The following is a 25,735-nucleotide window of genomic DNA, read 5'->3' on the forward strand; positions in this document are numbered from 1 at the left end:
AGCGGAACTCCCCGGCGCTAGAGCTGCCCGCTCACGACGCCCACCACGACCAGCCAGGCGAAGACGGAGGTGCTCGCCAGACTGAGCACGATGTGCACGACCTCTCCCGACGACGACGACCGGGCCGAATCGATCCGCTGCTGCTCTTGCCGGTTCTCGGGCAGGAGACGGTTCTCGGGCAGGAGACGGTTCTCGGGCTGGAGACGGTTCTCGGGCGATAACCGGTGCTCAAGCAATAACCAGTGCACGAGGAAGAAGGCGAACGAGAACGCGAGCATCACCAGGGTGATGACGCGACCGAGACCGGATGGTGACTGTGCCACGAGCAATCCGGCGATCTGGTGGAAGGCGATCACGCCCCACGGAACGATTCCGATCGCCGCGCCGAACCAGAGGGGAAGCATCCGCTCGGTCGCCGCTCGTTCGGTGCGCTCTTCGAGCACGAAGAACAGGGTCATCGCGCTCGTCGCGGCATAGGACAGCACGAGGGCACCGATGTCGCTGATGCCGTTCAGTTGGGCGACGAGAAACACGACGATCGACGAGCTGAAGGCGAACTCGATCCAGCGTGCGGGGTGGCGACCGCCGGCCACCTGGGCGGAATAGACCGGGAAGATTCCCGGGGTGATGGCGAGCAGGCGAGCCACCCCCACGAGCAGGCAGAGCGCGACGACGCCGAATCCGAGGTCGAGGCGAACGAGCACGACGGGATGTGGGCCTGCGGCGAGGTCGAGAGCGATCGGCAGGAACACGCGCGAGGGAGCCGACGCGAGCACGATCCACAGCGCGATCGCCTCGATCACGAGCAGCGCCCCGGACAAGCCGGAGATTCGCCGAAGGTGGGCGCTCCTCACCGGCGGCCCACCCGCCAGCCGAGACAGAAGACCAGCGCGGCGATGCCGACACCGATCAGGATCGCGCCCGCCGCATGCAACGTCGAGGAGAACCATGGCGTCGGCACGAAGGTGGTGCTGCTGAGCGGCACAAAGGCGAACCATCCGAAACTCGCGGGCGGATCCGGCCTGAGCAGGAGGATCAACCCGGTGATGGCCAGCACCCCGGCGATGAGCGGCAGGACGACGCCGAGCAGCAGTTGGCCGCGCTGGCGTGGGGAACCTGCGGGCCGTCCGGACATGAGAGCAGCCTAGTTCTCGTGCCTCCGCCCGCGCGGTCGGCGCTAACGGCGACAGCGAGTGAAGGGAGCAGAGCGCCGCGCTCCGTCAGTGCGGAGCTCGCGGCGCCCAGGTGAACTCGGGGGCCTGCTTCGCGGCGAAGGCGGCCGCACCGATTGCCGGGTCGTCGCTGCCGGCGACCTCGACCTGCCACCGCTGATTCACGTCCGCGGTATCCGCACCCGATGCGATGGCATCGACGATCTGCTTCATCGCGTGGATCGAGAGTTGCGACCGCGCTGCCAGGCGGTTGGCGAGACCGTCGGCTTCACTCCACAGGTCGTGCGCCTCCACCACCGAGGTCACCATGCCCCAGCGTTCTGCCGTGGCCGCGTCCACCAGATCCCCGCTGAAGAGCAGGTATTTCGCGACGGCGACTCCCGCGACGCTGACCAGCCGCTCGATGCCGGACAGCGGGTAGACGATCCCGATGCGCGACGGGGTCACCCCGAAGGTGGCCCGGCTCGAGGCGATGCGGATGTCGCACGCGGCCGCGAGCTGCCAGCCGCCGCCGACGCAGTATCCGTCGATCGCCGCGATAGTCGGCTGAGGGAACCCAGCCAGCGCATTCTCGGCTTCGGTGAGATAGCCGCCGTCCTGACCCGTTGGGGCATTCAGGATCCCGTCGAGCTCGCGGATGTCCGCACCGGCCGAGAAGTCCTCACCGGCTCCGCGCACGATCAGCACCTTCACGCTGTCGTCGCCCGCGAGCCGGGAGAGAAGCGGCGGCAACTGCTGCCACATCTCCGCCGAGAGCGCGTTGCGTCTGAGGGCGTTCTCGATCACCAGCGTCGCGACGACTCCGGCGCGGTGCACCGACAGTCCTGCCATGTCAGGAGGCTGCCATGTTATGAGACTGCACTGTTATGAGACTGCACTGTTATGAGACCGTCTGCGTGGCTGCGGTCTTCACGATGCCCGAGGCGAGCAGTCCCGCGACCTGTTCAGCGGTGAGACCGAGCGCGGTGAGCACCGCTTCGGTGTCTTCTCCGAGCGCGGGCGGGGCCTTGCGGATGGGGAGCGCCTGCCCATCCACCGAGATCGGACCGCGGAGCAGCGGGAGGTCGGTGCCGTCGGCCCGGGTCACGTGTTGCACCATGTCGAGGTGCTTCACCTGCGGGTCTTCGAAAACCTGCTGGTAGTTGTAGATCGGGCCGGTGGGGATGCGTGCCTTGCGCAGCGCCTCGACCCATTCGAGTCCGGGGCGCGCCGCAAGGGCGAGTTCGAGCCGGGCGGTGAGGACGTCCCGGTGACTGAGCCGCAGCGAACCCGTGGCGAAGTCGGCCTCTGATGAGAGCTGCGGGTCACCCACGAGTGCGCACAGGTCAACCCACTGCTTGTCGTTGCCCACCGCGATGATGATCGGGATGTCTGCCGTGGCGAACATGCCGTAGGGCGCGAGCACGGGATGGTTGTTGCCCTGAGGCTCGGGCACCACCCCAGTGCTGAGGTACCGCTGGCCCTGGAAGGCGGAGATCGCGATCGCCGCCTCGAGGAGGGAGGTCGACACCTCACGACCGCCTCCGCTGCGCTCCCGGCCCACGAGGGCGGCGACGATACCGAAGGCCGTGAAGACACCGGCATAGATATCGATGATCGGGATGCCGACGCGGTACAGCTCGCTCGCGTTCTTGCCGGTCACCGACATGAGCCCCGACATCGCTTGCGCCACCTGGTCGAGTCCCGCCGTCTGGCTGAGCGGTCCGGTGCTACCGAAGCCGCTCACCGAGGCGATGACGATCGAGGGCTTCTCGGCGCGGAGCCCCGCGGCATCCAGCCCCAGATCGGCCATGACACCGGGGCGGAAGTTCTCGATGACCACGTCGGAAGCGAGGGCCAGACGGCGCAGGAGCGCCTTGCCCTGGGGAGTGTAGAAATCGAGGGCGATCGAGGACTTGCCACGGTTGACCGAGTCGAAGTAGAGGCTGTGTTCGTTCTCGAACGGTGGCCACCCGCGCGTCGAATCCCCACCCTTCATGCTCTCGACCTTGGTGATCGTGGCCCCCATGTCCGCGAGGAGGGCGGTCGCGTATGGGCCGGCGAGCGCGCGAGTGAGGTCGAGCACCGTGATGCCCTCGAGGGGCAGTGGGGCGCTCATCCCCGGAGCCGCACGTTGATCTGCTTCGTCTGGGTGAATCCGGCGAGCATGCCCTCGAGCGACACCTCGCGCCCGATTCCGCTCTGCTTGTAGCCGCCATAGGACTGGCCGACCACCTGGCCGCCGCCCTGGTTCACCTGCACCCACCCGGCCTCCACCCGATGGGCCGTACTCAGCGCCGCATCGAGATTGTGGCTCCAGACGAAGGCGGCGAGCCCGTAGTGAGAGTCGTTGGCCATGGCCACCACGTCGTCGACCTCGCGCCACGGGATGGCGACGAGCACCGGTCCGAAGATCTCCTCCTGGGCGAGACGGAAGTCGTTGCGAGCACCGGCGAAGACTGTCGGCAGGTGGTAGAAACCCTCGGTGAGCGCACCTTCCGTCGGCGCTGAACCGCCGAGCGCCACCGTCATCGCGCTGTTCGCCCGACCCTCTGCGAGATACTCGTCGATCGAGGCATGCTGCTTGCCGTTGATGATCGCGCCCATATCGGATGCCTCGTCGAGGGGATCCCCCACCGTCAGGGCACCGAGGCGGCCGACGAGACGATCGAGAACCTCGTCGTAGATGTCTTCGTGCAGGAAGAGGCGGGATCCGGCCGTGCAGCTCTGTCCCTGGCGGGTGAAGCGGGAGGCGAGAAGCAGTCCGTCGATGAGTTCGTCGGTGTCCTGCGGCGTCGCGGTGGCGTCCGGGAACACGATCGAGGGGTTCTTGCCCCCCAATTCGAGCGAGACATGCGCGAGGCGCTCCCCCGCCTGTCGACCAACACCGCGGCCGACCTCGGTGGAGCCGGTGAAGGACACCTTGTCGACGCCGCGATGCGTCGCGAGAGCCGAGCCGATGAGGCTGCCGCGACCCGTGAGCGCGTTGACCACACCGGCGGGGAGGTGGCGGTTGCAGACCTCGGCGAGCAACAGGATCGTGAGCGGTGCGTCATCCGCAGCCTTCAGGATCACCGTGTTGCCCGCGGCGAGCGCCGCCGGAACCTTGAAGCCCGCGATCATGAGGGGCGAATTCCAGGGCAGGATGCATGCCACCACCCCGAGCGGCTCGAGTCGGGTGTACTGCAGCTGGTTGTCTCCGGCGGGCAACGTCGTGCCCTTCACCTCTCCGGCGATTCCCGAGAAGTAGCGGAAGAGCGCGACGAGGGTGGTCACCTCGGGGCGGGCCTGCGTGCGCAGCGCATTGCCGGTGTCGAGGGCGGTGAGGCGGGCGAAGTCCTCCGCCCGGGCTTCGATCTCGTCCGCGATGAGAGCGAGTGCCCGCGCCCGCTCGGTGAAGTGCCGGGCGCGCCAGGCCGGGAATGCCGCGCGCGCTGCGGCGACCGCGCGGTCGACGTCTTCGACCCCCGCGGCCGGCACGCGGCAGATCACGCTGCCCCGGTGGGCGGGGTTGGTGACCTCTCGCCACTCGCCGGTGGCGGACTCGACCTTCTCACCGCCGATCCACATGGGCTGGTCTGGGCCGGGGGTGGTGGCGAAGGTGTCGACTGCGCCGGGAAGGAGGGTGGTGTCGGTCATGCGGAGCGTCCTAGCGGTTGGTGAAGTGCGGGGAGCGCTTCTCGATGAAGGCGCGCATCCCCTCCTTCTGGTCATCGGTGGCGAATACGGAATGGAAGACGCGGCGCTCGAAGCGGATGCCGGCATCCAGTGTGGTCTCGAAGGCCGCGTTCACGACCTCCTTCGCGAGCATTGCGACCGGAAGGGACATTCCCGCGATCGTCGCCGCGGTGGTGAGCGCATCATCGAGCAGCGTGTCGGCAGCCACGACCCTGGCGACGAGACCGGCCCGCTCCGCCTCACTTGCGTCGATGGTGCGCCCGGTGAGGATGAGTTCCATGGCCTTGGCCTTGCCGACCGCCCGGGCGAGCCGCTGGGAGCCGCCGATGCCGGGGATCACGCCGAGCTTGATCTCCGGCTGGCCGAACTTGGCGGTGTCGGCGGCGATGATAAAGTCGCACATCATGGCAAGCTCGCACCCGCCGCCGAGCGCGTGACCGGAGACGGCGGCGATGAGCGGTGTGCGCACGGCCGCGAGCCTGTCCCACCCGGAGAACCAATCGGCGAGGTACATCTCCATGTAGCCCTGCGTCGACATCTCCTTGATGTCCGCTCCGGCGGCGAAGGCGCGGGCCGATCCGGTGATCACGATGGCTCCGATCCCCGTGTCGGCGTCGAGCTCGGTCGCGGCCGACACGACGTCGTTCATCAGCGCGAGACTCAGCGCATTGAGTGACTCTGGCCGGTTGAGGGTGATGAGCCCGACGCGCCCGCGCCGTTCCAGCAGGATGTTCTCGTAGTCGGTCATGCTGCCCTGCCCTCGGAATTCTCGCGGATGCTGTTAATGATGGCCGAGAAGTCGAGGCCTGCGCCGCCCTCGTCCGCGAATCGCCGGTAGATGGATGCCGCCAGCGGCGCGAGTTGGGCGGCGGTGCCGGTCGCCTCCAGCGCTCCGAGGGCGAGCCCCAGGTCTTTCGCCATCAGGGAGCCCGCGAACCCGGGCTGGTAGTCGCGATTGGCCGGGCTCGCCGGCACCGGTCCGGGCACCGGGCAGTTGGTGGTGAGGGCCCAGCACTGGCCCGACGCCGTGGATGCAACGTCGAAGAGCGCCTGGTTCGACAGGCCGAGTTTCTCGCCGAGCACGAATGCCTCACTCACGGCGATCATCGAGACGCCGAGGATCAGGTTGTTGCAGATCTTCGCGGCCTGGCCGGCGCCCGAGTCGCCGCAGTGCACGATCCGGCCGCCCATCACGGAGAGGATCGGGTCTGCGGTGGCGAAGTCCGCGGCATCCGCTCCGACCATGAAGGTGAGAGTGCCGGCGGTCGCTCCCCCGACGCCGCCCGACACCGGCGCATCCATCCCCCGGTGTCCCGCTGCCACGGCGAGCGACCGGGCGGTGCGGGCATCCTCCACGTCGATCGTCGAGGAGTCGATGAACAGGGTGCCCGGGGCCGCGGCGGCGAGCAGCCCATCGGAGTAGGCATCGATCACGTGCTTTCCGCTGGGGAACATCGTGATGACCACCTCGGCGCCGGCGACCGCGGATCCGGAATCTGGCGCGACGGTGACGCCGTTCTGCCTGGCATGGTCGAGCGCGGCAGGCACCGGATCGAAGCCCACCACCTCGTGGCCGGCCTTCACGAGGTTGGCGGCCATCGGGCCGCCCATGTTGCCGAGCCCGAGGAAAGCGATTCTGGTCATGGGGTTCTCCTGTCTTGCTCGGCTGTCATCGATGACAGGCCGAGTTCTCGAAGCGGTGGATCGCTGCCGTCGAGGCCCGCGAAATAGGCCTCGATGGCGCTCCGGCTCACGTCGGCGAGAGCCGGTGGCGACCAGTGCGGAGTGCGATCCTTATCGATCACCTGGGCGCGTACGCCCTCCACGAGCTCCGTGCCCCGGGCGAAACGCACGGAGACGCGGAACTCCTGATCGAGCACCTCTTCGAGCGTTCCGAGCGCCCGTGCGCGGCGCAGGGACTCGAGAGTGACGCTGACCGCCGTCGGCGACTTGGCGAGAATCGCGGATGCCGCGGCCCTTGCCGCTTCGACCGGTGAGGCCGACAGACGTTCCACGATCTCCGTGGCATCGTCCGAGGCGTAGCAGTCGTCGATCCAGTGCCGCTGCTCGAGAAGTGCGGATACCGGCGCCGCCGTGGCCACGGCGGCGATCGCCTCCGCGACATCCCGCGTCTCCAGGGCGATCGCGAGGCCGGCGAGCGCCTCGCTCGGCACGAAATGGTCGGCGAGACCGATCGCGATCGCGTCGGCACCGGTGACCGGGCCGGCGGTGAGTCCGAGGTGGGTGCCGAGCTCTCCGGGCGCGCGCGAGAGCAGGAAGGTGCCCCCGACATCCGGAACGAACCCGATTCCCGTCTCCGGCATGCCCACCCTGCTGCGTTCGGTGACGACCCGCACCGATCCGTGCGCGGAGACCCCCACTCCCCCACCGAGAACCACGCCGTCCATCACGGCCACGTAGGGTTTGCTGTAACGGGCGATGTGCGCGTTGAGCGCATACTCGTCGGCCCAGAATCTCGCAGAGTCGTTGCCGCCGGCTTTCGCATCCGTGTAGATCGCGACGATGTCACCCCCGGCACACAGGCCGCGCTCCCCCGCGCCCGTGATCAGCACCGTCGACACGGAGTCGTCGTGCTCCCACCGCTCCAGCGTCGCCGCGATGGTCTTCACCATCCCGTGGGTGAGGGCATTGATCGCCTTCGGGCGGTTCAGGACGATGTGGCCGAGCCGTCCGCGGCGCTCGACCAGGACGTCCTCGTGGTTCGATGTCTCGGGGCCTATCGTCTCCGGGCCCATCAGGCTTCCGCCAGGTTTCGGCCGATGATGAGGCGCATGATCTCGTTGGTCCCTTCGAGGATCTGGTGCACTCGCAGGTCTCGCACGATGCGTTCCAGTCCGTACTCCGCCAGATAACCGTAGCCGCCGTGCAACTGGATGGCGGCATTGGCAACGGTGAATCCCGCGTCGGTCGCGACCCGTTTCGCCATCGCGCAGAGCCGAACCTTGTCCGCATCGCCGCGGTCGAGGGCGTCCGCTGCCCGAGCGAGGAGCGTGCGTGCCGATTCGAGTTCGGTGTCCATGTCGGCGAGCTGGAAGAGCAGCGCCTGTTGCTCGATCAGTGGGGCTCCGAAGGCCCGGCGATCCTTGAGATACGCGACGCTCTGGTCGAGCGCAGCTTGGCCGCCTCCCAGCGAACAGGCGCCGATGTTGACCCTTCCGCCATCCAGTCCGCTCATCGCGATGCCGAAGCCGTCACCCTCCTGGCCGAGCCGGTTCGCGATGGGCACCCGCACTCCGTCGAAGAAGACCTGCCTCGTCGGCTGGGCATGCCAGCCCATCTTCTTCTCCAGCGGTCCGAAGCTGAGCCCGGGAGTGCCGTCCGGCACCACGATGGCACTGATGCCGTGGCTGCCGGTGTCGGCGGTGCGTGCCATCACGATGTAGAACGCCGAAGTCCCCGCCCCGGAGATGAACTGCTTCACGCCGTCGATCACATAGTCGCCGCCGTCGCGCACCGCCCGCGTGCTGAGGGCGGCGGCATCCGACCCGACTCCCGGCTCGGTGAGGCAGTAGCTGCCGAGGGCCTCCATCGAGGCGAGCTGCGGCACCCATTCCGCGCACTGCTCGTCCGTGCCGAAGCTGTCGATCATCCAGGTGACCATGTTGTGGATCGAGATATAGGCCGCGATCGTGGTGTCGCCCTTGGCCAGTTCCTCGAAGATGAGCACCGAGTCGGCTCGGCTGAGACCGGATCCGCCGAATTGTTCCCGGGAGTAGATGCCTCCCATTCCCAGCTCGCCCGCCTGGCGCAACACGTCGACGGGAAAGTGGTGGGTCTCGTCCCACTCGGCCGCGTGCGGCGCGAGCGATTCGGTGGCGAATTGGCGCACCATCTGAACGATCGCGGCCTGGTCTTCGGTTACTCCGTACATCTTTCCAATTTACTAGGACTTCCGAGTATTTTTACGAGGACTTCCGAGTACTTGCAGAAAACTGTGAATTGGCGAGACCCTCGTCGGTTGCGAGAATGACGGTATGCGCATCCCCTCCGTGGTCTCGGTCAGCCGGGATGACCGCCACCGCTTCAGCAAACCCGTGGTGGACCGGATAGTGCTCCTTGGCGGGCTCGGAATCGAGGGCGATGCGCACTGCGGTGCGACGACGCAGCACCGGTATCTCGTGAAGAAAGACCCGATGCGGGCCAATCTCTGCCAGGTTCACCTGATCGGCGTCGAGCTCTATGACGACCTCGCGACTGCCGGCTGGCAGATCGCACCCGGGCAGCTCGGCGAGAACGTGACGACGCGCGGGATCGACCTGATGGGGCTGCCGACCGGAAGCATCCTGCACCTGGGCGGCGAAGCGAGCATAGAGATCACCGGAAAGCGAAGCCCCTGCAGCCAGATCAACGGCTTCCAGGCCGGACTGGTGAAGGCGGTGTTCGGAGTGGATGAGTCCGGCCGCACGCAGTCGAGGGCGGGAATCATGGGCATCGTGCTCACCGGAGGGGTGGTGCGCCCGGGGGATTCCCTGCGGGTCACCCTGCCCGCTGAGCCCTTCCGTGCACTGATCGCGGTCTGATCCCCGAGCCTCGCCGGTGGCGGAGATCAGTCGACGACGACACCGAGGTGGGAGGCGAAGAGCGGCGCGAACAGGGAGAGCTGGTAGTCGTCGATGGTGACGCCCCGCAACCCCTCGAGACCGTTCACGGTCGCGAGGCTCGTCGATCTGAGGTCGACGTCTGCCAGTGTCGCTCTGGTGACATCCAGGGTGTCAACCCGGCAGTTGCGCAGGGCGATTCGCGTGCCTCGGCAGCCTCCGAGATCGATGTCGGTGATCGTGCAGTCTTCGATCAGCAGGTCGGTGATGGTGGATGTGCGCAGGTTGAGGTAGTCGATCTTGCCGCCGCGCAGATGAACTGAGGTGATGTCCGCCTCGAAGAGTTCCGCAGAACCCCACCGTGGATTGACGATCACGCCCTCGCGCCAGGTTGTACGCGCGGCCAGCAGTGAGGGGGCGAAGGAGTCCGAGATGAGGCACTCGACGAAGCGCGCACCCCGCAACTGTGTGCCGTCCAGGGTCACCGCCGAGAAGTCGCACTCGGTGAAGAGGCTGCCGGTGAGGTCGTAGCCGGTGAGGTCGCTCTCCCGATAGTGCTCGCGTTCCCTCTCGTCATTGCGGGCGAGCAGGGTGCCGTCGGTCTGGTCGAGCGGCGGGAGGGATACGAGCGGCATCCGGGGGGCTTTGGTGGGAGCGGTCACGCCTTCCACTCTTCCACCTCGGCTCGCGCCATCCGTTTCTCCACCGACCCGCGAGCTGATTGATCCTCGCACTCGTCAGCCGCTAACCTGAGCGGACGGCGTTCGAGGGGGAACCGGAACATGGCCGAGACAGATCCACCGAGCGCGCGCGAGGCCGGCATGAGCGCGCCGACCGGGCTCGATTTTCGCCGCTTCGCCGGCCGCGTGCTGTTCCCGCGCACTCCCGCCGACCTCACCGACACCGCGCGCTGCCCCGCCTGTTTCTCACCACTGGTCGACGGAACCTGCCAGGACTGCCGACTGGACCTCTCCCATTCCGCAGCCGCCGAGCTCGTCACCCTCTCCCAGCAGAGTGCGGACTTGCTCGACCGGCGCCTCGAAGTCATCGGCAGGATCCGCTACGACACGGGGCAGGCCATTCTCGCGCTCGAGGCGCAGAGGCAGGCGAACGGGCGGGTGCGGGATGACGTCCCCGCGTTCTCGACCGTCGCCACGGACGCCTTCACCGCCCTCATTTCGACACCGCAGCGCCCAGCGGCCGGTGCGGGCGGCGCCCCGGCTGGTATCCACGAGACGGCTCGACCGGATACGAGTCTCCCCGGCGGGCCCATTCCCGAGACCGCCGTCGCCGGAGCGACGCCTCCCCGACGCTCGAGCGTGCAGGTGATTCTGCTCATCGTCGGCATCTCGCTGCTCTCGGTGGCCGCAGTCTTCTTCCTCGTCTATGCCTTCATCAATTTCGGGATCCTCGGCCGATCGCTCGTCATCGCCGGCGTCACGATCGCCTCGTTCGTCGTCGCCTCGACGCTGCGCCGCCGCTCTCTTGCCGCGACCGCCGAGGGCATCGCGGTGCTCGCGGTGGTCCTCGTCTATCTCGACGCCTTCGCCGTCCGCGCGAACGACTTCTTCTCGCTGGGGTCGACAGACATCGCTGCGTTCTGGGGAGCGACCCTGCTCGTGACCGCAGCGGGCTTCCTGGTCTGGCACCGCCTCTCCGGTCTTCGCACCGCCCACCTGGTCGGATTCGTGGCCGTGGTCCCGGCGACCGCCCTGCTGGTCGGCGGACTGGCCGAGCGCGCGGATGACGGCACCCGGGTCTTCGTCGCATTCGCCGCTGCGGCGTTGGTAGGAGTCGCGCACCGCTTCACCGGACGCCCGGCGACCGCCACGCGAGCGGCCGTCTCCGGTCGCGCCGAACGCGTGATCGTGCTCGGCCTCACCGGCGGCGCCCTGATCGGAGCGCTCGTCGCGGCCACCACCCTTGCCCCGGGCTACCCCTGGGCGTCGACACCGGCGTTGCTGGTGGTGGCGGCGATCGCTGCCCTGCAGGCCCGGCTCGTGGGCTCAGACCCCCACCTTCCCGCTGGGCTCTCCACCGCCGTCTTCGTCGGTGTCTTCGTCGGTGTCTTCGCTGCTGTCAGTGGAGTGGGCGCCGCCGTGGCGGTGGGCGCGGGAGCGCTCCGAAACGGCGACCTCACCGCGGTCGTGATCCTCGCCCCGGTCTGGGCAGTGCTGGTCAGCCTCGCGGGGGAATGGCTCTGGCGGCGATCGCGACACTCCCCGAGCGCGGCGACCGCGCCTCGCCGCGGCCTCGTGGTCGCCACGATCTCGGCAGCAACCGTGGCGGCCATCGCGCTGCTCTACCCCCTGGGGGTGACCATCTCGTCCGTCGTGGGCACCGTCTCCCGGAGCCTCTCCTCGGCCTGGACCCTGGAGCCGGACGAGGCGGTGTTTCGCGCGACCAGCCTCGACGCCCTCGCGGTCATGGCGCTGGCGGCCTGTGCGCTGATGGCGGCGGTGGCGTGGACGGCCGGTGGTTCGCTGCGGTCTCGCGACCGCATCCTGGGCTGGTTCGCCGCCTTCGTCGTGGTCGTCGCCGTTCCGCTCGTGCTCACCGTTGCACTGGTCGTGACCGCATGGCTCGGGATCGCCACGCTGACGCTCACCGGGCTGCTGCTCTCCCACCGATACCGGAGCGGCTCCCGGCTTCGAGCGCCCGCGATGCTGCTTCTGGCCGTCTCCGGGCTGCTGGGCTATCTGGCCTCCTGGGGCAGCACCGCCACCTGGTTGATCGGTTCGCTCGTCGCGGTCGCGTTGCTCCTCACCTCACGGCGCCTCCCCGGCAGTCCGCTCGGACGAGCCACGGCGGCCGGTACCGCCGCGATCGTCGTGCTCATCGGGTCGGCCGCGGCGGCCCGTCAACTAGCCATCCCCCTTCAGCCGGATTTCCTGGCCGATTCCTCCAACGTCCTGCGCTTCGTCGGCTGCGCCGCGATCGCGCTGATCGGTGTCTCCGCGTTCCGCCTGACCGCGGGTTTCTCACGGCTCGATCGGCTGGTGGTTTTCTGGGTCAGCCTCGCCGCAGCCTCGACGTCCTTCGCCGTGCTCACCGTGTCGCTCTGGACCCTGTCAGCGAGCGAGCGGATAACGCTGCTGCTGCCCGAACCGGGCACGAGCCTCGCGGCGAGCGCCGCCCTCCTCGCTGCACTACTCCTCGTGGCCTCACGGTCGCCGGGCAGGGGACTGCCCGGCTCGGAATCGGCCGTTTCGGGGCCCTCCGTCGAACGGCTCGTCGCTTCGATCGCGCTCTCCCCTGTGCTCTCGCTGGTGCTGGACTCCTTCGCCCGGGTGATCGGGCTGCCGGAACTCGTGCGATCGGTCGGACCGATCACCGCCGCCCTTCTCGCCGCGGTGGGAATACTCGTCATCGCGGCTCGTCGTTCCCGGCCAAGCACGGTCACAGCAGGGAAGGTGCCGCCAGAACTCACCCACACGGCGGCGGACAGAGACGGCCGGCTCGATCGACGAGGAACGCGGGAACTCGGTGTGCTTCTCGTCGCCGTTCCGAGCCTCGTCGTGGGAGTCGGCCGCCAGGACTCGGCGACCTGGCTCGTGCTCGTCGTCTCCGCGCTTGTTGCCCTGGTGCTGGCGACGAGTCCCGACGGGTTGGTTGGCTCTGTTTCCCCGAGACGCTATCTCGGCTGGGTGTCCCTCGCACTGGCGACGGCCGGCCTCTGGTGGCAGCTCGTGAGCGCTGGGATCACGAATCTCGAACCCTACGTCTTGCCTCTGTCGGGAGTGCTCCTGCTCGTAGCGCTCTCGGTCTGGCGCGCGACTCCCGTCACTACCGCCTCCGGCCCGAGTCTCGTCGCGCCGGCGATCACCCTCGTCGCTCTGCTCGGGTCGATTCTCCCGCTCGCGGCGAGCGGCGCGAGCGGGCCACCGCTGCGCGCCACGCTGACCGGAGCGGTGTCCGCGACACTGCTTCTCATGGGCAGCATTCCCCGCGGCACCGCCGCCTCCCGCCCCTATCTCGACTCGATCGCACTCGCCGGCGCACTCGGGGTGGTCACCGTTGAGGTCGGTCGCAGTGCCACTCTCATCACGCAGGCCGGCGCACCCGACATCCGTCTCGATGCAATGCTGGCGACGGGTCTGATCCTGCTGCTCGTGGCCGGGATCGGTCAGGCTCGGGATCGCGGAGAGCGGGATCGCGGAGAGTATGGCGCAGCCGGCCGCTCGGTGGCGAGCCAGCTGCTCGCGGTGCTCGGGCTCGTGATCCTCCTCGCCTTCGAACTCACGGCGATCGATGCGACATCTCTCGGCGGCATCCGGGCGGTCGGGGTCATATTGCTCCTCTGTGCCGTGCACGTGATCGCCTTCCTCCTGCGCCGCGCGCCCTTCACGCACGCGGTCGCCTGGATAGCGATCGCCGGAGCTGCGGTTGCGGGCATCGGTGCCCTGGTCACGGGAGCTGTCGACGTCGTCGAAGTCACGTCCGTGCCGGTGGCCATTGCGCTGATCCTCACCGGCGCGATCACCCTCTCGCGGGTGCCTTCGGCCCGCACCTGGCCGTGGCTCGCACCGGGAGTGGCCCTCTTGCTCCTCCCCTCTCTCATCGCGACCGCCGGCCAACCGCCCCTCTTCAGGCTCGTGGGGCTCGGGGTGGTGGCTGTGGCCATCGTCGTCGTGAGCGCGATCCTGCGCCTGCAGGCGCCATTCCTGATCGCCGTCGTCGTCGGGCTGGTGCATGCAGGCGCGACCTTCGCACCGCAGATCCGGGTGATCTACGAATCTGTCGAGTGGTGGCTCTGGTTCGTGCCCGTCGGCATCGCGGTCGTGGTGTTCGCGGCCCGATTCGAGCAGAGCGTCGTGGGGATGAAGAGCGTCGCGATGCGCATCCGCGCCCTCCGCTGAGAGCCCCTGTCGCCTCTCGAACCGAGGATTTCCCACACCCCCCATTCGGGGGTCTGTGCTGTCCCCCCTAAGGGGGACTATCGTGAGCACACCGCACCCGAAAAGCCCTTTGCGGTAGGGCAAATCCCCACAGGAGCTCCCCGATGCCTTCAGTGAACAATTCCCCTGTACCCGCCGGCTGGTACCGCGACCCGCTCGGCCTGCCCCAGCTGCGCTGGTGGAACGGCCTCAGCTGGACGAACCGGATCGAAGAACACCGACCGGAGATCCAGATGGCGACGCCCGACGCCGAGGAGTCGAACCTGGTGGCCGCACGCTGAATGACGCATCACCCGCAGCCCGAGCAATCAGCGCTGCAGCCAGGCCAGTACCGCAAGCACTCGCCGGTGGTCGTTGCCCGAATCGTCCAGCCCCAGCTTCTGGAAGATCGACGTGACGTTCTTCTCCACCGCCCCAGTACCGACGACCATGGCAGCCGCGATCGCCGCATTCGTGCGACCTTCGGCCATGTGCGTCAAGACTTCACGTTCCCTGGGCGTGAGCGAGCCGAGCGGGTCGTGTCGGCGCCCGAGTAACTGTGCAACGACTTCGGGGTCGAGCACAGTTCCGCCCGACGCGATCCGTTCGATCGCTTCTTCGAGCTCCGCAAGCGACGCGACTCGATCCTTCAGCAGGTACCCGATCCCGCCGGTGCCAGAGGACAGCAGTTCCTGCGCGTAGGCGATCTCTACATACTGGGACAGCAACAGGATGCCGAGCCTCGGCATCAGTTGCCGGGCCCGGATGGCGGCGCGAACCCCTTCGTCCCGGAAGCTGGGCGGCATCCGCACATCGAGCACTATCAGGTCGGGGTTCTTCGACTCGAGGTCCGACAGCAGCGAATCGGCATCCGCATACGAGCCCGCGACCTCGAGTCCGGCCTCGACGAGCACGCGTACCAGTCCCTCTCGCAGCAGGACAGAGTCATCCGCCACGAGCACTCGGAGGGCTGCGGAGGCTTCGGTCGTAACGGTCACGCCACCACCCTAGGGGGCGGGTGGCCTCGTCATTCAGGAGCGTGGCCGAGGAGCTGTGCTCAAGAGAGCGGCAGAAGTGCGGAGATCTCGGTCGGCCCGCCCTCGGGACTCTCGATCACCAGCCGGCCCCCGAGTCCGCGAAGGCGTTCCTCGAGACCGGCCAACCCGTGCGCGGCCACCACTGTCGCGCCGCCCCTGCCGTCGTCCGTCACCGAGATCTGCAGCTCGCCTGCCTCGACGAGTTCGACCCGAAGGGCGATCGAGGTCGCCGAGGCGTGCTTTGCCACGTTGGTGAGCAGCTCGCTCGCCACGAAATACGCGTTGCGCTCGATCTCCTGCGGCAACAGCACCGGCGACGGAAGCGCGTTCACCAGCGTCACCGGCACGGGGCTGCGCACGGCAAGGGATTCGAGCGCGGCGATCAGGCCACGGTCGAGCAGGATGGGAGGCGCGAAGCCGCGGGAGAGCGCCCGAAGCTCCTCGAGCGCTTCACGGGACTGGTCCCTGGCCTCGGAGATGAGGGTGCGCGCGGCATCCGGGTTCGAGGCGAGCTGTCGTTCGGCCGCAGCCAGATCCATCTGCAGTCGCACGAGCCGCTGCTGTGGCCCATCGTGGATGTCGCGCTCGAGGCGGCGGAGCGCGGTGCCCTCGGCCGAGACCGCGGCCGTCCGGGACGCGGAGAGATCGGCGACCTCGCCCTGCAACTCGGCGATGCGGAACCGGCCCAGCATCCCGACCGCGACCAGGTAGTGCAGCATGGTCATTCCGCGGGTGATGAACGGCAGTGTCAGCGCGAAGATCACCCCGATGCCGAGAGCGATGAGGTCGTCGGCGAGCACGGTATCCGGGGTCCAGCCCGGGGCGAAGGTGCGGGTGATCCAATCGGAGAGATGCCAGTCACCGCGCCCGGTGGGAATGAACCGGGAGTAGAACCAGTAGGTGAGGCCCGACATCGCGACGATGGTCCAGGTGAAGGACAGGATCCAGGTGAACAGTCCGACCGCGAAGTTGACGACGAGGCCGTGCAACAGGTGGAGCCAGTAGTGCGGGTTGAGCAGGGTGCCGAAGAGCCTCGCCCAGAACCCTGTCGCTGCCGGTTTCGTCCAGTCCGGGCCCGGGATGGCCGGACGACCCGCCCAGCGGAGGCGCAGGAGTTCGAGCATCCCGAACCCCCGCGCCGCCCAGAGCGAGCCGATGATCAGGAAGATGCCGAAGAACGTGACCAGAGTGCTGAAGCCGGTGGAAATGCCGGTGACCAGCACGGTGAACGACACGATGACCACGGGAAGAGTGAGCAGCAGGAACCCGAGCTCCCGCGGCACCGCGCGCCACAGACTCCCGTACAGGGATCGCGGGCGAGGGACTGTCGTGGTCACAGGGTCCAGAGTGGCAGAGTCGGTGAAGGTCATGGAGCAAGCCTCGCGAATGGCGGTGCCGGGCGACATCCGGTGACCACACCGGTGCGGAGTGGGGTTAGCCCCCGGTGTGCGCGGCGCCTCGCTCTAGGAGGACCCGCTCCAGGCCGCCGGGACGATGGTCCAGATCAGCTCGGTCTCGCCGTCGGATTCGTTGTCCCACGAGTGCGGTTCGCGTCCCGCGAAGGTCATGGTGTCCCCCTCCGCGAGATCGACCCGACCGCTGACCAACCGCACCCGGAGACTGCCCCGCACGACGTGAAGCACCTCGACGTCGCAGTTGATCGTGTAGAGCTCCTCCCCTCCGGATGCGCCGGGCGCGAGCACCGACCGCAGCAGCTGCACCCGGGCCTCGCTGCGCGGAGTGAGCAGCTTCTCCACCGCGCCGATGCCGCCCATATTGATGCGCGGCGCGTCGGCGAGCGCCACGACCTCGTGCTCCGGCGGCTCGAACAGCGACCCGAGCTTCAGCGACAGCACCTGGCACAGCGTGACGAGGGTCGACACGCTGGGTGAGGTCTCATCGCGCTCCACCCGACTGATGAAGCCGGTGCTCAGTCCGCTCGCCGTGGCGACGTCCGCCATGGTGAGGGACTGCGCCAGTCTCGTCGCGCGCAGCTTTGCGCCGATGGCGAGCGGGGATCCCGAGGGCGCGGGGTGGACTGCTCGCATGTACGGTTCTCCGGTCGGATCAGCGGGGTGTCATCGCTGAAAGGATCTCATACGCGACGTGGGAGGCGGCAACAGCGGTCACCTGCGCGTGATCGTAGGCCGGGGCGACCTCCACGACGTCGGCTCCGACGATGGTGAGCGGGCTGAGGGCGCGGATGATCGCGAGCAGCTCGCGACTCGTCAGGCCACCGGCCTCCGGCGTACCCGTCCCCGGGGCGTGAGACGGGTCGAGCACATCGATGTCGACCGAGATGTACACCGGACGGTCACCGAGCCGGGCGAGCATCCGCTCGATGACCCGCGCCAGGCCGTCCGTCTCGAACTCGTGGGCGGCGATGACCGCGAACCCGAGGCGGGCATCGTCAGTGAGGTCCTGCCGGCTGTAGAGGGGACCGCGGATGCCGATATGCAGGCTCGCCTCGAGGTCGATGAGGCCCTCCTCCGAGGCACGACGAAATGGCGTTCCGTGGGTCACCGGGGCGCCGAAATAGGTGTCCCAGGTGTCGAGGTGAGCGTCGAAGTGGAGCACGGCCACCGGGCCGGTGCGCTTGGTGACGGCCCGGAGCAGAGGCAGGGCGATGGTGTGGTCGCCGCCGATCGTGAGAAGGCGGGTGCCATCGGCGCCGAGGCGCGTTGCCGCCTCCTCGATCTGGGCGACGGCCTCCTCGATGTTGAACGGGTTCGCCGCGATGTCTCCCGCGTCGACGATCTGCTGGGTCGAGAATGGCTCCACATCCTGCACCGGGTTGTACGGTCGCAGCAGGCGGGATGCCTCGCGAACGTGCGCGGGCCCGAATCGGGCGCCCGGGCGGTAGCTCACTCCGCTGTCGAATGGCACCCCGACGACCGCGATGTCGGCGCGGGGCACGTCTTCGATCCGCGGGAGACGGGCGAAGGTGGCGATGCCGGCGTAGCGGGGCGAGATGCTCGCATCCGACGGCCCGAGGGGTGTTGTCATGGGGTTCTTCCTGTTGGAGGGTTCGTGCGGCGGAGAGGTCAGTCGGTCATCTGAAGCGCGACAGCGCGCACGGGGGCGCCGTCGGCTGCTTCGAAGGCGATGGGCAGCAGCGAGATGAGCGGATCCGCGAAGTCGATCGACTGAAGGTTAGTGAGATTCTCGCTGATCACGCCGGCGACATCGGCGATGAGGTGATGAACGGGGAATCCTTCGCCGGGGTGGTCGTCATCGGGGGTCTCATCGATATTGATCGCGTCGATCCCGAAGGTGCGGATCCCGAGCGCGATGAGGCGCGCACAGGCGTCCGCGTCGAGGAAAGGATTCGCGAAGTACTCCTCGGTGCCGTAGTGGGCGCTCCAGCCGGTGTGGAGCAGCACGATGGTGCCGGCCACCAGCAGATGTTCGAGGCCGGCGAAGTAGTCCCACGTGATGCGCCCGCGTGCCCCGGCTCTGCGGGCGTCGACCACCACACCCGGACCGACGAATCGGTCGAGGGGCAGTTCATCGAGTTTGGGCGCGGCGGCATCGAAGTGGAACGGCGCATCGACGTGGGTGCCCGTCTGCGATCCCATCGAGACGCTGAGCAGGTTGAATCCGTCGTGCTCGATCGTGGAGTGGGGGCGGAATAGCGGCACGGGATCACCCGGGTAGACCTGCGTCGTGGCGTTGACCACCAGCGAGAGATCGACGACCGCTTTTAGCTTCATAGTCAAAAACTATTGCACATGGAACAACACCCCGCTAGTGTCGGGCCAACCCTCGGAGCCCTCGCCGGGCCCGTTCGCTTCGTCGAAAGCACTTCACATGACCACACGCCCCGATGTCCGCTCCGACTCCCCCACCGAGGTGCTGAACAAGCGCCCCAAGATCACCGAGGTGGAGGTGCACGGGGTCGACACGATCCCCGACGCCGACCGCACCTCCACCTGGCTCGACCTGCTGCGAATCCAGTTCGGTGGCGCCAACACCTTCGCCACCGTTCTGCTCGGCACCTTCCCCATCGTGCTCGGACTCTCGTTCTGGCAGGCGGTGCTCGCCACGGTCTCCGGAGTGCTTCTCGGCACCATCTTCCTCATGCCGATGGGGTTGTTCGGCCCGAAGACGGGAACCAACAACGCTGTCTCGTCCGCCGCCTTCTTCGGCGTGCGCGGTCGGATCGTCGGCTCGTTCCTCTCGCTCCTCACGGCTGTCGCGTTCTACTCGATCTCGGTCTGGGTGAGCGGCGACGCACTCGTCGGTGCGCTGACCCGGCTCGGCGGCATCCCCGATTCGCTCGGGCTGCGCACCCTCGTCTACGGCATCATCGGCGTGATAGTGATCGTGGTGGTGGTCTTCGGGTTCCAGTTCATGCTGCTCGTGAACAAGACCGCGGTGATCGCCAACACCATCCTGATACTGCTCGCGATCGTCGCCTTCAGCGGCACTTTCGACAGTTCCTACGACCCCGGACCGAAAGGCTTCGCCCTCGGCGGATTCTGGGCGACCTTCGTCGCCGCGGCCCTCATCGTGGCATCGAACCCCATCTCGTTCGGCGCATTCCTCGGAGACTGGGCCCGCTACATCCCGCGCAACACGCCTCCCCGCAAGCTCCTCGCCGCGACGCTGTTCGGGCAGTTGCTCACCCTCATCCCCTTCCTCTTCGGAGTGGCGACCGCCACGATCGTCGCCGGCAAGAGCGACTACGTCGTCGCTCTGATCCAGGCTTCGCCCATCTGGTACGCCGTGCTGCTCATGGTCGTCGCCTTCATCGGCGGCCTTTCCACCGGCACCACCTCGCTCTATGGCACCGGGCTCGACTTCTCCTCGGTGTTCCCGAAGTTCAGCAGGGTGCAGGCCACCATCGGCATCGGGGTCGTGGCGTTCCTGTTCATCCTCACCGGCCGGATCTTCTTCGACCTGCTGGGCGCCGTCAACGCCTTCGTCGGCGCGATCATCGTCACCACGACTCCGTGGATGGTCATCATGGCGATCGGATACATCGTGAGGCGCGGAAGTTTCCGTCCCCGTGACCTCCAGGTCTTCAACCGCGGCGAGATCGGCGGCAGCTACTGGTTCCGCAACGGGGTGAACTGGCGGGGCATGGTGGCGTGGCTCGGAGCGGCGGCCCTCGGCCTGCTCTTCGCGAACTATCCGCCGATCATCATCGGACCGTTCATCAACGTCGGCGGCGGCATCGACCTCAGCCTGGCTGTCGCGGTGGTATCCGGTGCGGTGCTGTACCTCGGCGCTCTCTGGCTGTTCCCCGAACCGCGCTATGTCTTCGGAGACGATGGCCCGCGGGGAGTGCGCAGCCTGCCGGGAGAACCCCGCCCGATCGAGACCGACCACACCTCCACCGCAGCCAGGATCGCCGCCCGTCGAACGGAAGCGGCGTCATGATCGAGGCACCGGTACCGACCGAGGCGGATGCCCTCGCCGCCGCCGACCGCATCATCGACGACTTCGCCCACCACCGTCGGGATGCCTATTTCGCCGGGTTCTCCCCCGAGGCCACGTTCCTGTTCCACAACGTCGACCACCGCCTCGAAGCCCGGAAAGCCTACGAGGAGCTGTGGGCGCAGTGGGAGGCCGAGGGTTTCCGGGTGCGGGGGTGCAGATCGTCGAACCGTCGCATCCAACTGCTCGGCACGGTGGCGGTGTTCAGCCACGATGTCGACACCGACTCGGAGGTCGCGGGGGTCGCCGAAACCTCGCACGAGCGCGAGACGATTGTGCTTGCCTTCGCCGACGGGGGTTGGCTCGGGGTGCACGAGCATCTCTCCCAGCGGGAGTAGCGCCGCTCGACGTGCCGCTAAGCGCCGAGCGTGTCGTGGGTGAACGTGCCGGCGATCAGTGTCGCTGAGACCGGCATCGCGCGCAGCTCGTCGCCGCCGGCTGTGAGAGGGTCGATGTCGACGACGCACAGGTCGGCGATATCTCCCGCAATGACGCGACGGCGGCCGTGTGCCGATGCCCCGACGGCCTCAGCCGCGGTGATCGACTGCTCCGGATGCCAGGGGGCGCGCCCGTCGCGTGCGCGTGCGACCGCCGCGGCGATCGTGATCCACGGATCGAGCGGGGCGACCGGCGCATCCGATCCAAGCACCACTGTCGCCCCCGCGTCGAAGAGGCTCCGCAGCGGGAAGGCGCGTGAGGTGCGGCCCGACCAGTAGCGGTCGGCGACATCGCGGTCGTCCATGGCCTGTTCGGGCTGCACGCTCGCGGTGATCCCGAGGGCGGCGAACCTCGGAAGATCCGCGTTGCGCAGCAGCTGCGCGTGCTCGATGCGACCGTGGCATCCCACCGCCTCGAATGCATCGAGCGCGATGCGATTCGCGTCATCACCGATCGCGTGCACAGCGGGAAGGAGCCCCGCGGCCGAGACCCGCCGCAACAGCGGCAACAAGTCCTCTGGAGCAACGGTGAGCATGCCGTGGGAGTGCTGATGCCCCTCGAGTCCCGGGTATTCGTCGACGCAGAAGGCCGTCCGGGTGTTGAGGGACCCGTCGATGAGGATCTTGAACGGCCCGACCGCGAGGAGCTCGCCGGTGTCGGGTACGACCTGTCCGGTGCGATGGCCGGCGGTGATCGCCGCGTCGAGATGCTCGGTGTAGATCCCGGCGGAAATACGCAGGGCACGCGACCCTGCGGCCATCCGGCGGCGCCACACGGCGAGGTTGTCGGCCATCTCGAAGTCGACGACCCCGACAACTCCCCGGGAAGCCGCGGTCTGGGCGGCTTCGGCCACCCACCCGTCGAGCACGCCGTCCGGCACGTCCTGCAACGAATCTGTCACCCCGAAGGCGTCGTCTTCGCGCAGGAGGCCGGTCGCGTGACCGCCGAAGCCGAACCGGTCGAGCGCCGCACTGTTCAGCCAGCAGCAGTGGAGGTCCCCACTCACGAGCACGGTCGGCAACGAGCCGGTGGCCTCGTCGAGCACCGCTGCGGTCGGGAGGTCCGGCCAGAGTCCATCGCGGAAGCCGAACCCGACAAGGGGCACTCCCGGCTCGGGGGGTCGCACAATGGCAGCGGCCGCCATGATCGCGGCGGCCTCCGCCGCGGAACCGGCCGCCGACACATCCACCCGTCGCCGGGCGAGGGCATGCTGGCTGAGATGCACGTGGTCGTCCCAGAGTCCGGGCACGACATGACGGCCCTCGAGGTCGATCGACCGGTCGGCGGTGAGACCGGCGCCGATCCGGCTGACCAGTCCGTTCTCGAGGAGCAGATCGACAGGCTCGGCCCCCTCGATCCGGCCGTTGCGCAGGACGAGCCCGGTCACGACGCGACCTCGTTCGCGCGACGCATTTCCGCAGCGAGCGGCGCGCTCGAGTAGGCCCCGTCACCCTCGAGCTGGTTCACGATTCGCTCGACTACGGCGTGCTCCTTGTTCTGGCTCAACTTGAGCCGGGCATCGAATCGCGTGACGCGCAACCGCAGCCCGACGGTGCCGGTGGCGATGTGGCGGGCGGCGGACTCGTCGATCTGAAGCGACATCGGCTCGGGCATCCGCTGTTCGAAATGATCGACGAGCCGGCCGAGCACCGCGAAGTTCTCCTCTTCTGACAGGAGCTCCGGGGTTCCGTAGAGGTGGGCGGTGACGTGATTCCAGGTGGGTACGAAGTCCTCGGACTCGTACCACCCGGGCGAGATGTACCCGTGCGGGCCCTGGATGATCACCAGCACCTCGTGCTGGCCCAGTTCGTGGAGCCTCTCGTCCGGTCTGCCGACGTGACTGACGATGCTGATGCCGTCGGCGTCTTCCTCGAGCAACACCGGGTAGTGCGAGGCGACCATCCCCGACGCGGGGCTGGAGACGATCGTCGCCCAGGGGTTCTCGCGGATGAGCCACTTCACCTCATCCGGGTCCGTGAGCAGGTAGTCGGGAGTGAAGCGCATGGTCCCATTCTGGCGTAGAGAAACTCAGGCCTGATCGGTGGGGCACCAGTAGAGTTTGCGGCCGCCGAGCTCCTCCAACGCGATATTCGTGCCGCAGACCCGGCAGGGCAGGCCGGCGCGGTGATAGACCCAGTGCCGGTCATCCCGGTGCGCGAGAGCCTTGCGTCGAGCCGCTGGCGTGAGTCCGTCCATCGTGAGCATCTGGCCGGTCTTCACACCGATGGCGAGCAGCCGACACCAGTCCCGCCACAGGGCACGCAGGGTCTCCTCCGGCACCATCTTGCCGGGGGTGTGCGGGTTGAGCCTGGCGCGGAACAGCAGTTCGGCGCGATAGACATTGCCGATGCCGCTCACGACGGACTGGTCCATGAGCAGCAGCGCGATCGGGGTCGGCTTCTTCTGGATGACGCTCACGAACCGCTCCTCCCCCGCCTTCTGGTCGTCGACCAGGGGATCCGGGCCGAGTTTCGCGATCGAGGCCTCTACCTGCTCCGGCGTCTGCACCTCGCAGGCCGTCGGTCCGCGCAGATCGGCGACGGTGTCGTGGGTGAGCAGGCGAACGCGCACCGCGCCGACCGGATCGGGCGGGAAGGGGGTGTCCGCGTCGCGCAGCACCTCCTGCTCCGACATCCGCAGCCGGGTGCGCCGCGGGGCGCCGATGCTCGAGAGCGAGTCCTCGGCCGCATCCCGATCAAGGACCGTGCCGCGCTGATTGGTCTGGCCCATGCGTCCGTTGGCGGATGCGACGGTGGCATCCGCGGTGAAGTCGCCGGCGAAATCCCAGGCTCCGTAGAGCCCGAGATGCACCCGGAGCCACAGGTGGTTGTCGAACTCGAGGAACATCTGCTTGCCGACGGCGCGCGCGTCGATCATGCTGTGCCCGTCGAGGAGTGCTGCCCCCTCGGCGAAGCGGCCCTGCGGAGAAGACACGGCGGTCTGCTTGCCCACGAAATGTCGGGCGAACTGGCGGGCGATGCGGTGGACGGAATGGCCTTCTGGCACTGTCAGTCGATCTCGTGGCCGGCGATCGCGCCCGTCGCCTCGTACTCGGAGAGCTGGGCGATGCGGCGCGCGTGCCGCTCCTCACCCGAGAATGGTTCGGAGATGAAAGTGTCGATGAAGAGCTTCGCCTCGTCGACGCTGTGCTGCCGCGCGCCGATGGCGATGAGGTTCGCATCGTTGTGCTGGCGGGCCAACAGCGCGGTCGACACGTTCCAGACCAGGGCGGCCCGGGCGCCGAGCACCTTGTTGGCCGCCATCTGCTCGCCGTTCCCCGAGCCGCCGAATACGATCCCGAGCGCCTCGACGCCGGCCTCCTGGTCTGCGACGGTGCCACGCGCCGCATTGATGCAGAAGCTCGGGTAGTCATCCACCGCGTCGTAGACCTTCGGGCCGTGGTCGACGACCTCGTGGCCGGCGGCACGGAGGTGCTGCTGCAGATCCTCGCTGAATTCGAGCCCGGCGTGGTCGGTGGCGATATGGATGCGCATGATCTCCAATTTAGGCGATGCGCTCGGGCGATACGCGCCTAGGCGAGGTAGACCTTGCGAATCGTCTCGGTCACCGTCCACACCGTGCGTTCGCCGGCGGAGAGTCGAGCTACCGATCCCGCGGAGAGGTGCATGACCCTGCCATCGGCGTCGAAGCTGACCGTTGCGCGACCGGCGATCACGACGAAGACCTCGTCGGTCTCGACATCGCGCATCGATCCGACCGTCATCTCCCACACCCCGACCTCCCGGTCGCCGAGAGTGGTGATGGTCGTGAAGCCGGTGCTCGGCGCCCCGCTCACGACCTGCTCGAGCGCAACCCGCTCCAGAACGATCTCCACCTCACCGGCGGCGACCGCGACGTCTTTGGGGCCCGCCCCGCAACCCGGCACCGTCTCGGAACCCGGCACCGTCACGGAACCCGGCACCGTCATGGAACCCAGTATCCGACGCGGGCGAGAAGCCTGGTCTCGGCGTCCGCGTCAGCGGGCACCGTGATCTCGGGCGGGAAGACCCCCATCGCCCGGAAGCCATCGATCTGCGGCCCCACGATCTCCCAGAGGCCGTCGACGAGCGGATCGGGCAGCGAGTAGTCGAGACCGATGAACTTCGCGATCGACCAGGCCTGGAATGCGCGATAGGTGCTCGTGTGGACGAGGTAGTCGCCGAGGGGGAAGTCGCCGTAACTCAGGTGGACCGTGCGCGCGAGGTCGAGATCGCCGGTGACGGCCTCGGTCGCCGCGTCGTTGATCTCGCCGTAGTTGCCGATCGGGTCGTCGCCGAGCAGGTCGCCGTCGTGTCGAGCGCCCACCTCCTCCGTGGTGCGCCCGGCCAGCACGTCCGGCACCCAGGCCTCATCGAAGGCGTGGTACGCGAGGATGTCGCGCAGCGTCGGGTTCGGCTTTCGGGACCAGTCGGTCGGAGCGGCGAGGGACAGCTGGTCGGCATCGACCATATCGATGACCTCCCGCAGGGCGGCGTCGGACATGAGGAAGAGATCCTGTTGGTTCATGCCCACACGCTACTGCCGGCCGCCGACGCCCGGAAGATGCCGACGCC

Annotated in this window: 26 protein-coding genes; 5 read left to right on the top strand and 21 right to left on the bottom strand. The window is 68.1% G+C overall.

The window, feature by feature from the left end:
- Positions 1–17: 17 nt before the first annotated feature.
- The 9 genes from F1C58_RS10020 to F1C58_RS10060 all read right to left on the bottom strand — a co-directional run bounded on the left by F1C58_RS10020 (position 18) and on the right by F1C58_RS10060 (position 8,721).
- On the bottom strand, positions 18–821 hold the full coding sequence (locus F1C58_RS10020; protein WP_185200973.1) for a hypothetical protein: 804 nt from the start codon (positions 819–821) through the stop codon (positions 18–20).
- Positions 822–850: 29 nt separating this feature from the next.
- Positions 851–1,135, bottom strand: a complete 285-nt coding sequence (locus tag F1C58_RS10025) for a hypothetical protein (protein ID WP_185200974.1) — start codon at positions 1,133–1,135, stop codon at positions 851–853.
- Between the two features lie 85 nt (positions 1,136–1,220).
- Positions 1,221–2,003, bottom strand: a complete 783-nt coding sequence (locus F1C58_RS10030) for an enoyl-CoA hydratase/isomerase family protein (RefSeq protein ID WP_185200975.1) — start codon at positions 2,001–2,003, stop codon at positions 1,221–1,223.
- 49 nt (positions 2,004–2,052) lie between these two features.
- Entirely contained in the window at positions 2,053–3,270 is a 1,218-nt protein-coding gene (locus F1C58_RS10035) for a CaiB/BaiF CoA-transferase family protein (RefSeq protein WP_185200976.1), read from the bottom strand.
- Positions 3,267–4,790 (bottom strand): aldehyde dehydrogenase family protein, encoded by a 1,524-nt coding sequence (locus tag F1C58_RS10040; protein WP_185200977.1) that lies wholly within the window; start codon positions 4,788–4,790, stop codon positions 3,267–3,269. Before F1C58_RS10040 ends, F1C58_RS10035 begins: the two co-directional genes overlap by 4 nt.
- A gap of 10 nt (positions 4,791–4,800) precedes the next feature.
- Positions 4,801–5,577: an enoyl-CoA hydratase gene (locus F1C58_RS10045; RefSeq protein WP_185200978.1), complete on the bottom strand. Its 777-nt coding sequence runs from the start codon at positions 5,575–5,577 to the stop codon at positions 4,801–4,803.
- Complete coding sequence (gene mmsB, locus F1C58_RS10050; RefSeq protein ID WP_185200979.1) at positions 5,574–6,473, bottom strand: 3-hydroxyisobutyrate dehydrogenase; 900 nt, start codon at positions 6,471–6,473, stop codon at positions 5,574–5,576. Before mmsB ends, F1C58_RS10045 begins: the two co-directional genes overlap by 4 nt.
- Entirely contained in the window at positions 6,470–7,585 is a 1,116-nt protein-coding gene (locus tag F1C58_RS10055; RefSeq protein ID WP_185200980.1) for an enoyl-CoA hydratase/isomerase family protein, read from the bottom strand. The genes mmsB and F1C58_RS10055 overlap by 4 nt, the downstream gene beginning before the upstream one ends.
- The gene (locus tag F1C58_RS10060; RefSeq protein WP_185200981.1) at positions 7,585–8,721 is read right to left on the bottom strand and encodes an acyl-CoA dehydrogenase family protein; all 1,137 of its coding nucleotides are present in this window, start codon (positions 8,719–8,721) and stop codon (positions 7,585–7,587) included. The genes F1C58_RS10055 and F1C58_RS10060 overlap by 1 nt, the downstream gene beginning before the upstream one ends.
- Positions 8,722–8,824: 103 nt before the next feature.
- Here F1C58_RS10060 and F1C58_RS10065 point away from each other — a divergent pair, with 103 nt between their 5' ends.
- A complete protein-coding gene (locus tag F1C58_RS10065) occupies positions 8,825–9,370 on the top strand; it encodes an MOSC domain-containing protein (RefSeq protein WP_185200982.1) in 546 nt (181 codons plus the stop codon).
- A gap of 26 nt (positions 9,371–9,396) precedes the next feature.
- Here F1C58_RS10065 and F1C58_RS10070 read toward each other — a convergent pair whose 3' ends face one another.
- Positions 9,397–10,050 (bottom strand): pentapeptide repeat-containing protein, encoded by a 654-nt coding sequence (locus F1C58_RS10070; protein ID WP_185200983.1) that lies wholly within the window; start codon positions 10,048–10,050, stop codon positions 9,397–9,399.
- Positions 10,051–10,170: 120 nt separating this feature from the next.
- Between F1C58_RS10070 and F1C58_RS10075 the strand changes: the two genes are divergently transcribed.
- Together F1C58_RS10075 and F1C58_RS10080 are read left to right on the top strand one after the other, a co-directional pair.
- Complete coding sequence (locus F1C58_RS10075) at positions 10,171–14,247, top strand: SCO7613 C-terminal domain-containing membrane protein (RefSeq protein WP_185200984.1); 4,077 nt, start codon at positions 10,171–10,173, stop codon at positions 14,245–14,247.
- Between the two features lie 143 nt (positions 14,248–14,390).
- A complete protein-coding gene (locus F1C58_RS10080) occupies positions 14,391–14,567 on the top strand; it encodes a DUF2510 domain-containing protein (RefSeq protein ID WP_185200985.1) in 177 nt (58 codons plus the stop codon).
- A gap of 27 nt (positions 14,568–14,594) precedes the next feature.
- Here F1C58_RS10080 and F1C58_RS10085 read toward each other — a convergent pair whose 3' ends face one another.
- The 5 genes from F1C58_RS10085 to F1C58_RS10105 form a co-directional block, all read right to left on the bottom strand.
- Positions 14,595–15,263, bottom strand: a complete 669-nt coding sequence (locus tag F1C58_RS10085) for a response regulator transcription factor (protein WP_185200986.1) — start codon at positions 15,261–15,263, stop codon at positions 14,595–14,597.
- Between the two features lie 59 nt (positions 15,264–15,322).
- The gene (locus F1C58_RS10090; RefSeq protein ID WP_255461065.1) at positions 15,323–16,672 is read right to left on the bottom strand and encodes a sensor histidine kinase; all 1,350 of its coding nucleotides are present in this window, start codon (positions 16,670–16,672) and stop codon (positions 15,323–15,325) included.
- Between the two features lie 93 nt (positions 16,673–16,765).
- Positions 16,766–17,350 (bottom strand): helix-turn-helix domain-containing protein, encoded by a 585-nt coding sequence (locus F1C58_RS10095; RefSeq protein ID WP_185200987.1) that lies wholly within the window; start codon positions 17,348–17,350, stop codon positions 16,766–16,768.
- Positions 17,351–17,369: 19 nt separating this feature from the next.
- Positions 17,370–18,308, bottom strand: a complete 939-nt coding sequence (speB, locus tag F1C58_RS10100; RefSeq protein WP_185200988.1) for an agmatinase — start codon at positions 18,306–18,308, stop codon at positions 17,370–17,372.
- A gap of 38 nt (positions 18,309–18,346) precedes the next feature.
- A complete protein-coding gene (locus F1C58_RS10105; RefSeq protein WP_185200989.1) occupies positions 18,347–19,015 on the bottom strand; it encodes a cyclase family protein in 669 nt (222 codons plus the stop codon).
- A 97-nt stretch (positions 19,016–19,112) separates the two neighbouring features.
- Here F1C58_RS10105 and F1C58_RS10110 point away from each other — a divergent pair, with 97 nt between their 5' ends.
- Complete coding sequence (locus F1C58_RS10110) at positions 19,113–20,687, top strand: cytosine permease (RefSeq protein ID WP_185200990.1); 1,575 nt, start codon at positions 19,113–19,115, stop codon at positions 20,685–20,687.
- Positions 20,684–21,082, top strand: a complete 399-nt coding sequence (locus tag F1C58_RS10115; RefSeq protein WP_185200991.1) for a nuclear transport factor 2 family protein — start codon at positions 20,684–20,686, stop codon at positions 21,080–21,082. Before F1C58_RS10110 ends, F1C58_RS10115 begins: the two co-directional genes overlap by 4 nt.
- Before the next feature lie 17 nt (positions 21,083–21,099).
- Here F1C58_RS10115 and F1C58_RS10120 read toward each other — a convergent pair whose 3' ends face one another.
- Genes F1C58_RS10120 through F1C58_RS10145 form a run of 6 tightly spaced genes read right to left on the bottom strand, consistent with a single transcriptional unit; the run spans position 21,100 to position 25,688 of the window.
- Positions 21,100–22,569, bottom strand: coding sequence for an amidohydrolase (locus F1C58_RS10120; RefSeq protein ID WP_185200992.1), 1,470 nt, complete (start codon positions 22,567–22,569; stop codon positions 21,100–21,102).
- Positions 22,566–23,186, bottom strand: coding sequence for an FMN-binding negative transcriptional regulator (locus F1C58_RS10125; RefSeq protein WP_185200993.1), 621 nt, complete (start codon positions 23,184–23,186; stop codon positions 22,566–22,568). Before F1C58_RS10125 ends, F1C58_RS10120 begins: the two co-directional genes overlap by 4 nt.
- 24 nt (positions 23,187–23,210) lie before the next feature.
- On the bottom strand, positions 23,211–24,188 hold the full coding sequence (locus tag F1C58_RS10130) for an Fpg/Nei family DNA glycosylase (RefSeq protein ID WP_185200994.1): 978 nt from the start codon (positions 24,186–24,188) through the stop codon (positions 23,211–23,213).
- Between the two features lie 2 nt (positions 24,189–24,190).
- Positions 24,191–24,676: a ribose-5-phosphate isomerase gene (locus F1C58_RS10135; RefSeq protein ID WP_185200995.1), complete on the bottom strand. Its 486-nt coding sequence runs from the start codon at positions 24,674–24,676 to the stop codon at positions 24,191–24,193.
- A 38-nt stretch (positions 24,677–24,714) separates the two neighbouring features.
- Positions 24,715–25,110 carry a cupin domain-containing protein gene (locus tag F1C58_RS10140; RefSeq protein WP_185200996.1) on the bottom strand — a complete coding sequence of 132 codons (396 nt, stop codon included), beginning with the start codon at positions 25,108–25,110 and terminating at the stop codon, positions 24,715–24,717.
- Positions 25,107–25,688, bottom strand: coding sequence for a hypothetical protein (locus F1C58_RS10145; RefSeq protein WP_185200997.1), 582 nt, complete (start codon positions 25,686–25,688; stop codon positions 25,107–25,109). The genes F1C58_RS10140 and F1C58_RS10145 overlap by 4 nt, the downstream gene beginning before the upstream one ends.
- Between the last annotated feature and the right edge of the window lie 47 nt (positions 25,689–25,735).

The organism is Glaciihabitans sp. INWT7, from assembly GCF_014217685.1.
GTDB lineage: Bacteria > Actinomycetota > Actinomycetes > Actinomycetales > Microbacteriaceae > Lacisediminihabitans.

Bases quoted from the DNA above. Each gene is read 5' to 3' on its own strand.
- F1C58_RS10025 (WP_185200974.1), bottom strand. From the start codon at position 1,135: ATGTCCGGACGGCCCGCAGGTTCCCCACGCCAGCGCGGCCAACTGCTG.
- F1C58_RS10030 (WP_185200975.1), bottom strand. From the start codon at position 2,003: ATGGCAGGACTGTCGGTGCACCGCGCCGGAGTCGTCGCGACGCTGGTG.
- F1C58_RS10035 (WP_185200976.1), bottom strand. From the start codon at position 3,270: ATGAGCGCCCCACTGCCCCTCGAGGGCATCACGGTGCTCGACCTCACT.
- F1C58_RS10040 (WP_185200977.1), bottom strand. From the start codon at position 4,790: ATGACCGACACCACCCTCCTTCCCGGCGCAGTCGACACCTTCGCCACC.
- F1C58_RS10045 (WP_185200978.1), bottom strand. From the start codon at position 5,577: ATGACCGACTACGAGAACATCCTGCTGGAACGGCGCGGGCGCGTCGGG.
- mmsB (WP_185200979.1), bottom strand. From the start codon at position 6,473: ATGACCAGAATCGCTTTCCTCGGGCTCGGCAACATGGGCGGCCCGATG.
- F1C58_RS10055 (WP_185200980.1), bottom strand. From the start codon at position 7,585: ATGGGCCCGGAGACGATAGGCCCCGAGACATCGAACCACGAGGACGTC.
- F1C58_RS10060 (WP_185200981.1), bottom strand. From the start codon at position 8,721: ATGTACGGAGTAACCGAAGACCAGGCCGCGATCGTTCAGATGGTGCGC.
- F1C58_RS10065 (WP_185200982.1), top strand. From the start codon at position 8,825: ATGCGCATCCCCTCCGTGGTCTCGGTCAGCCGGGATGACCGCCACCGC.
- F1C58_RS10075 (WP_185200984.1), top strand. From the start codon at position 10,171: ATGGCCGAGACAGATCCACCGAGCGCGCGCGAGGCCGGCATGAGCGCG.
- F1C58_RS10080 (WP_185200985.1), top strand. From the start codon at position 14,391: ATGCCTTCAGTGAACAATTCCCCTGTACCCGCCGGCTGGTACCGCGAC.
- F1C58_RS10090 (WP_255461065.1), bottom strand. From the start codon at position 16,672: ATGACCTTCACCGACTCTGCCACTCTGGACCCTGTGACCACGACAGTC.
- F1C58_RS10095 (WP_185200987.1), bottom strand. From the start codon at position 17,350: ATGCGAGCAGTCCACCCCGCGCCCTCGGGATCCCCGCTCGCCATCGGC.
- speB (WP_185200988.1), bottom strand. From the start codon at position 18,308: ATGACAACACCCCTCGGGCCGTCGGATGCGAGCATCTCGCCCCGCTAC.
- F1C58_RS10105 (WP_185200989.1), bottom strand. From the start codon at position 19,015: ATGAAGCTAAAAGCGGTCGTCGATCTCTCGCTGGTGGTCAACGCCACG.
- F1C58_RS10110 (WP_185200990.1), top strand. From the start codon at position 19,113: ATGACCACACGCCCCGATGTCCGCTCCGACTCCCCCACCGAGGTGCTG.
- F1C58_RS10115 (WP_185200991.1), top strand. From the start codon at position 20,684: ATGATCGAGGCACCGGTACCGACCGAGGCGGATGCCCTCGCCGCCGCC.
- F1C58_RS10125 (WP_185200993.1), bottom strand. From the start codon at position 23,186: ATGCGCTTCACTCCCGACTACCTGCTCACGGACCCGGATGAGGTGAAG.
- F1C58_RS10135 (WP_185200995.1), bottom strand. From the start codon at position 24,676: ATGCGCATCCATATCGCCACCGACCACGCCGGGCTCGAATTCAGCGAG.
- F1C58_RS10140 (WP_185200996.1), bottom strand. From the start codon at position 25,110: ATGACGGTGCCGGGTTCCGTGACGGTGCCGGGTTCCGAGACGGTGCCG.
- F1C58_RS10145 (WP_185200997.1), bottom strand. From the start codon at position 25,688: ATGAACCAACAGGATCTCTTCCTCATGTCCGACGCCGCCCTGCGGGAG.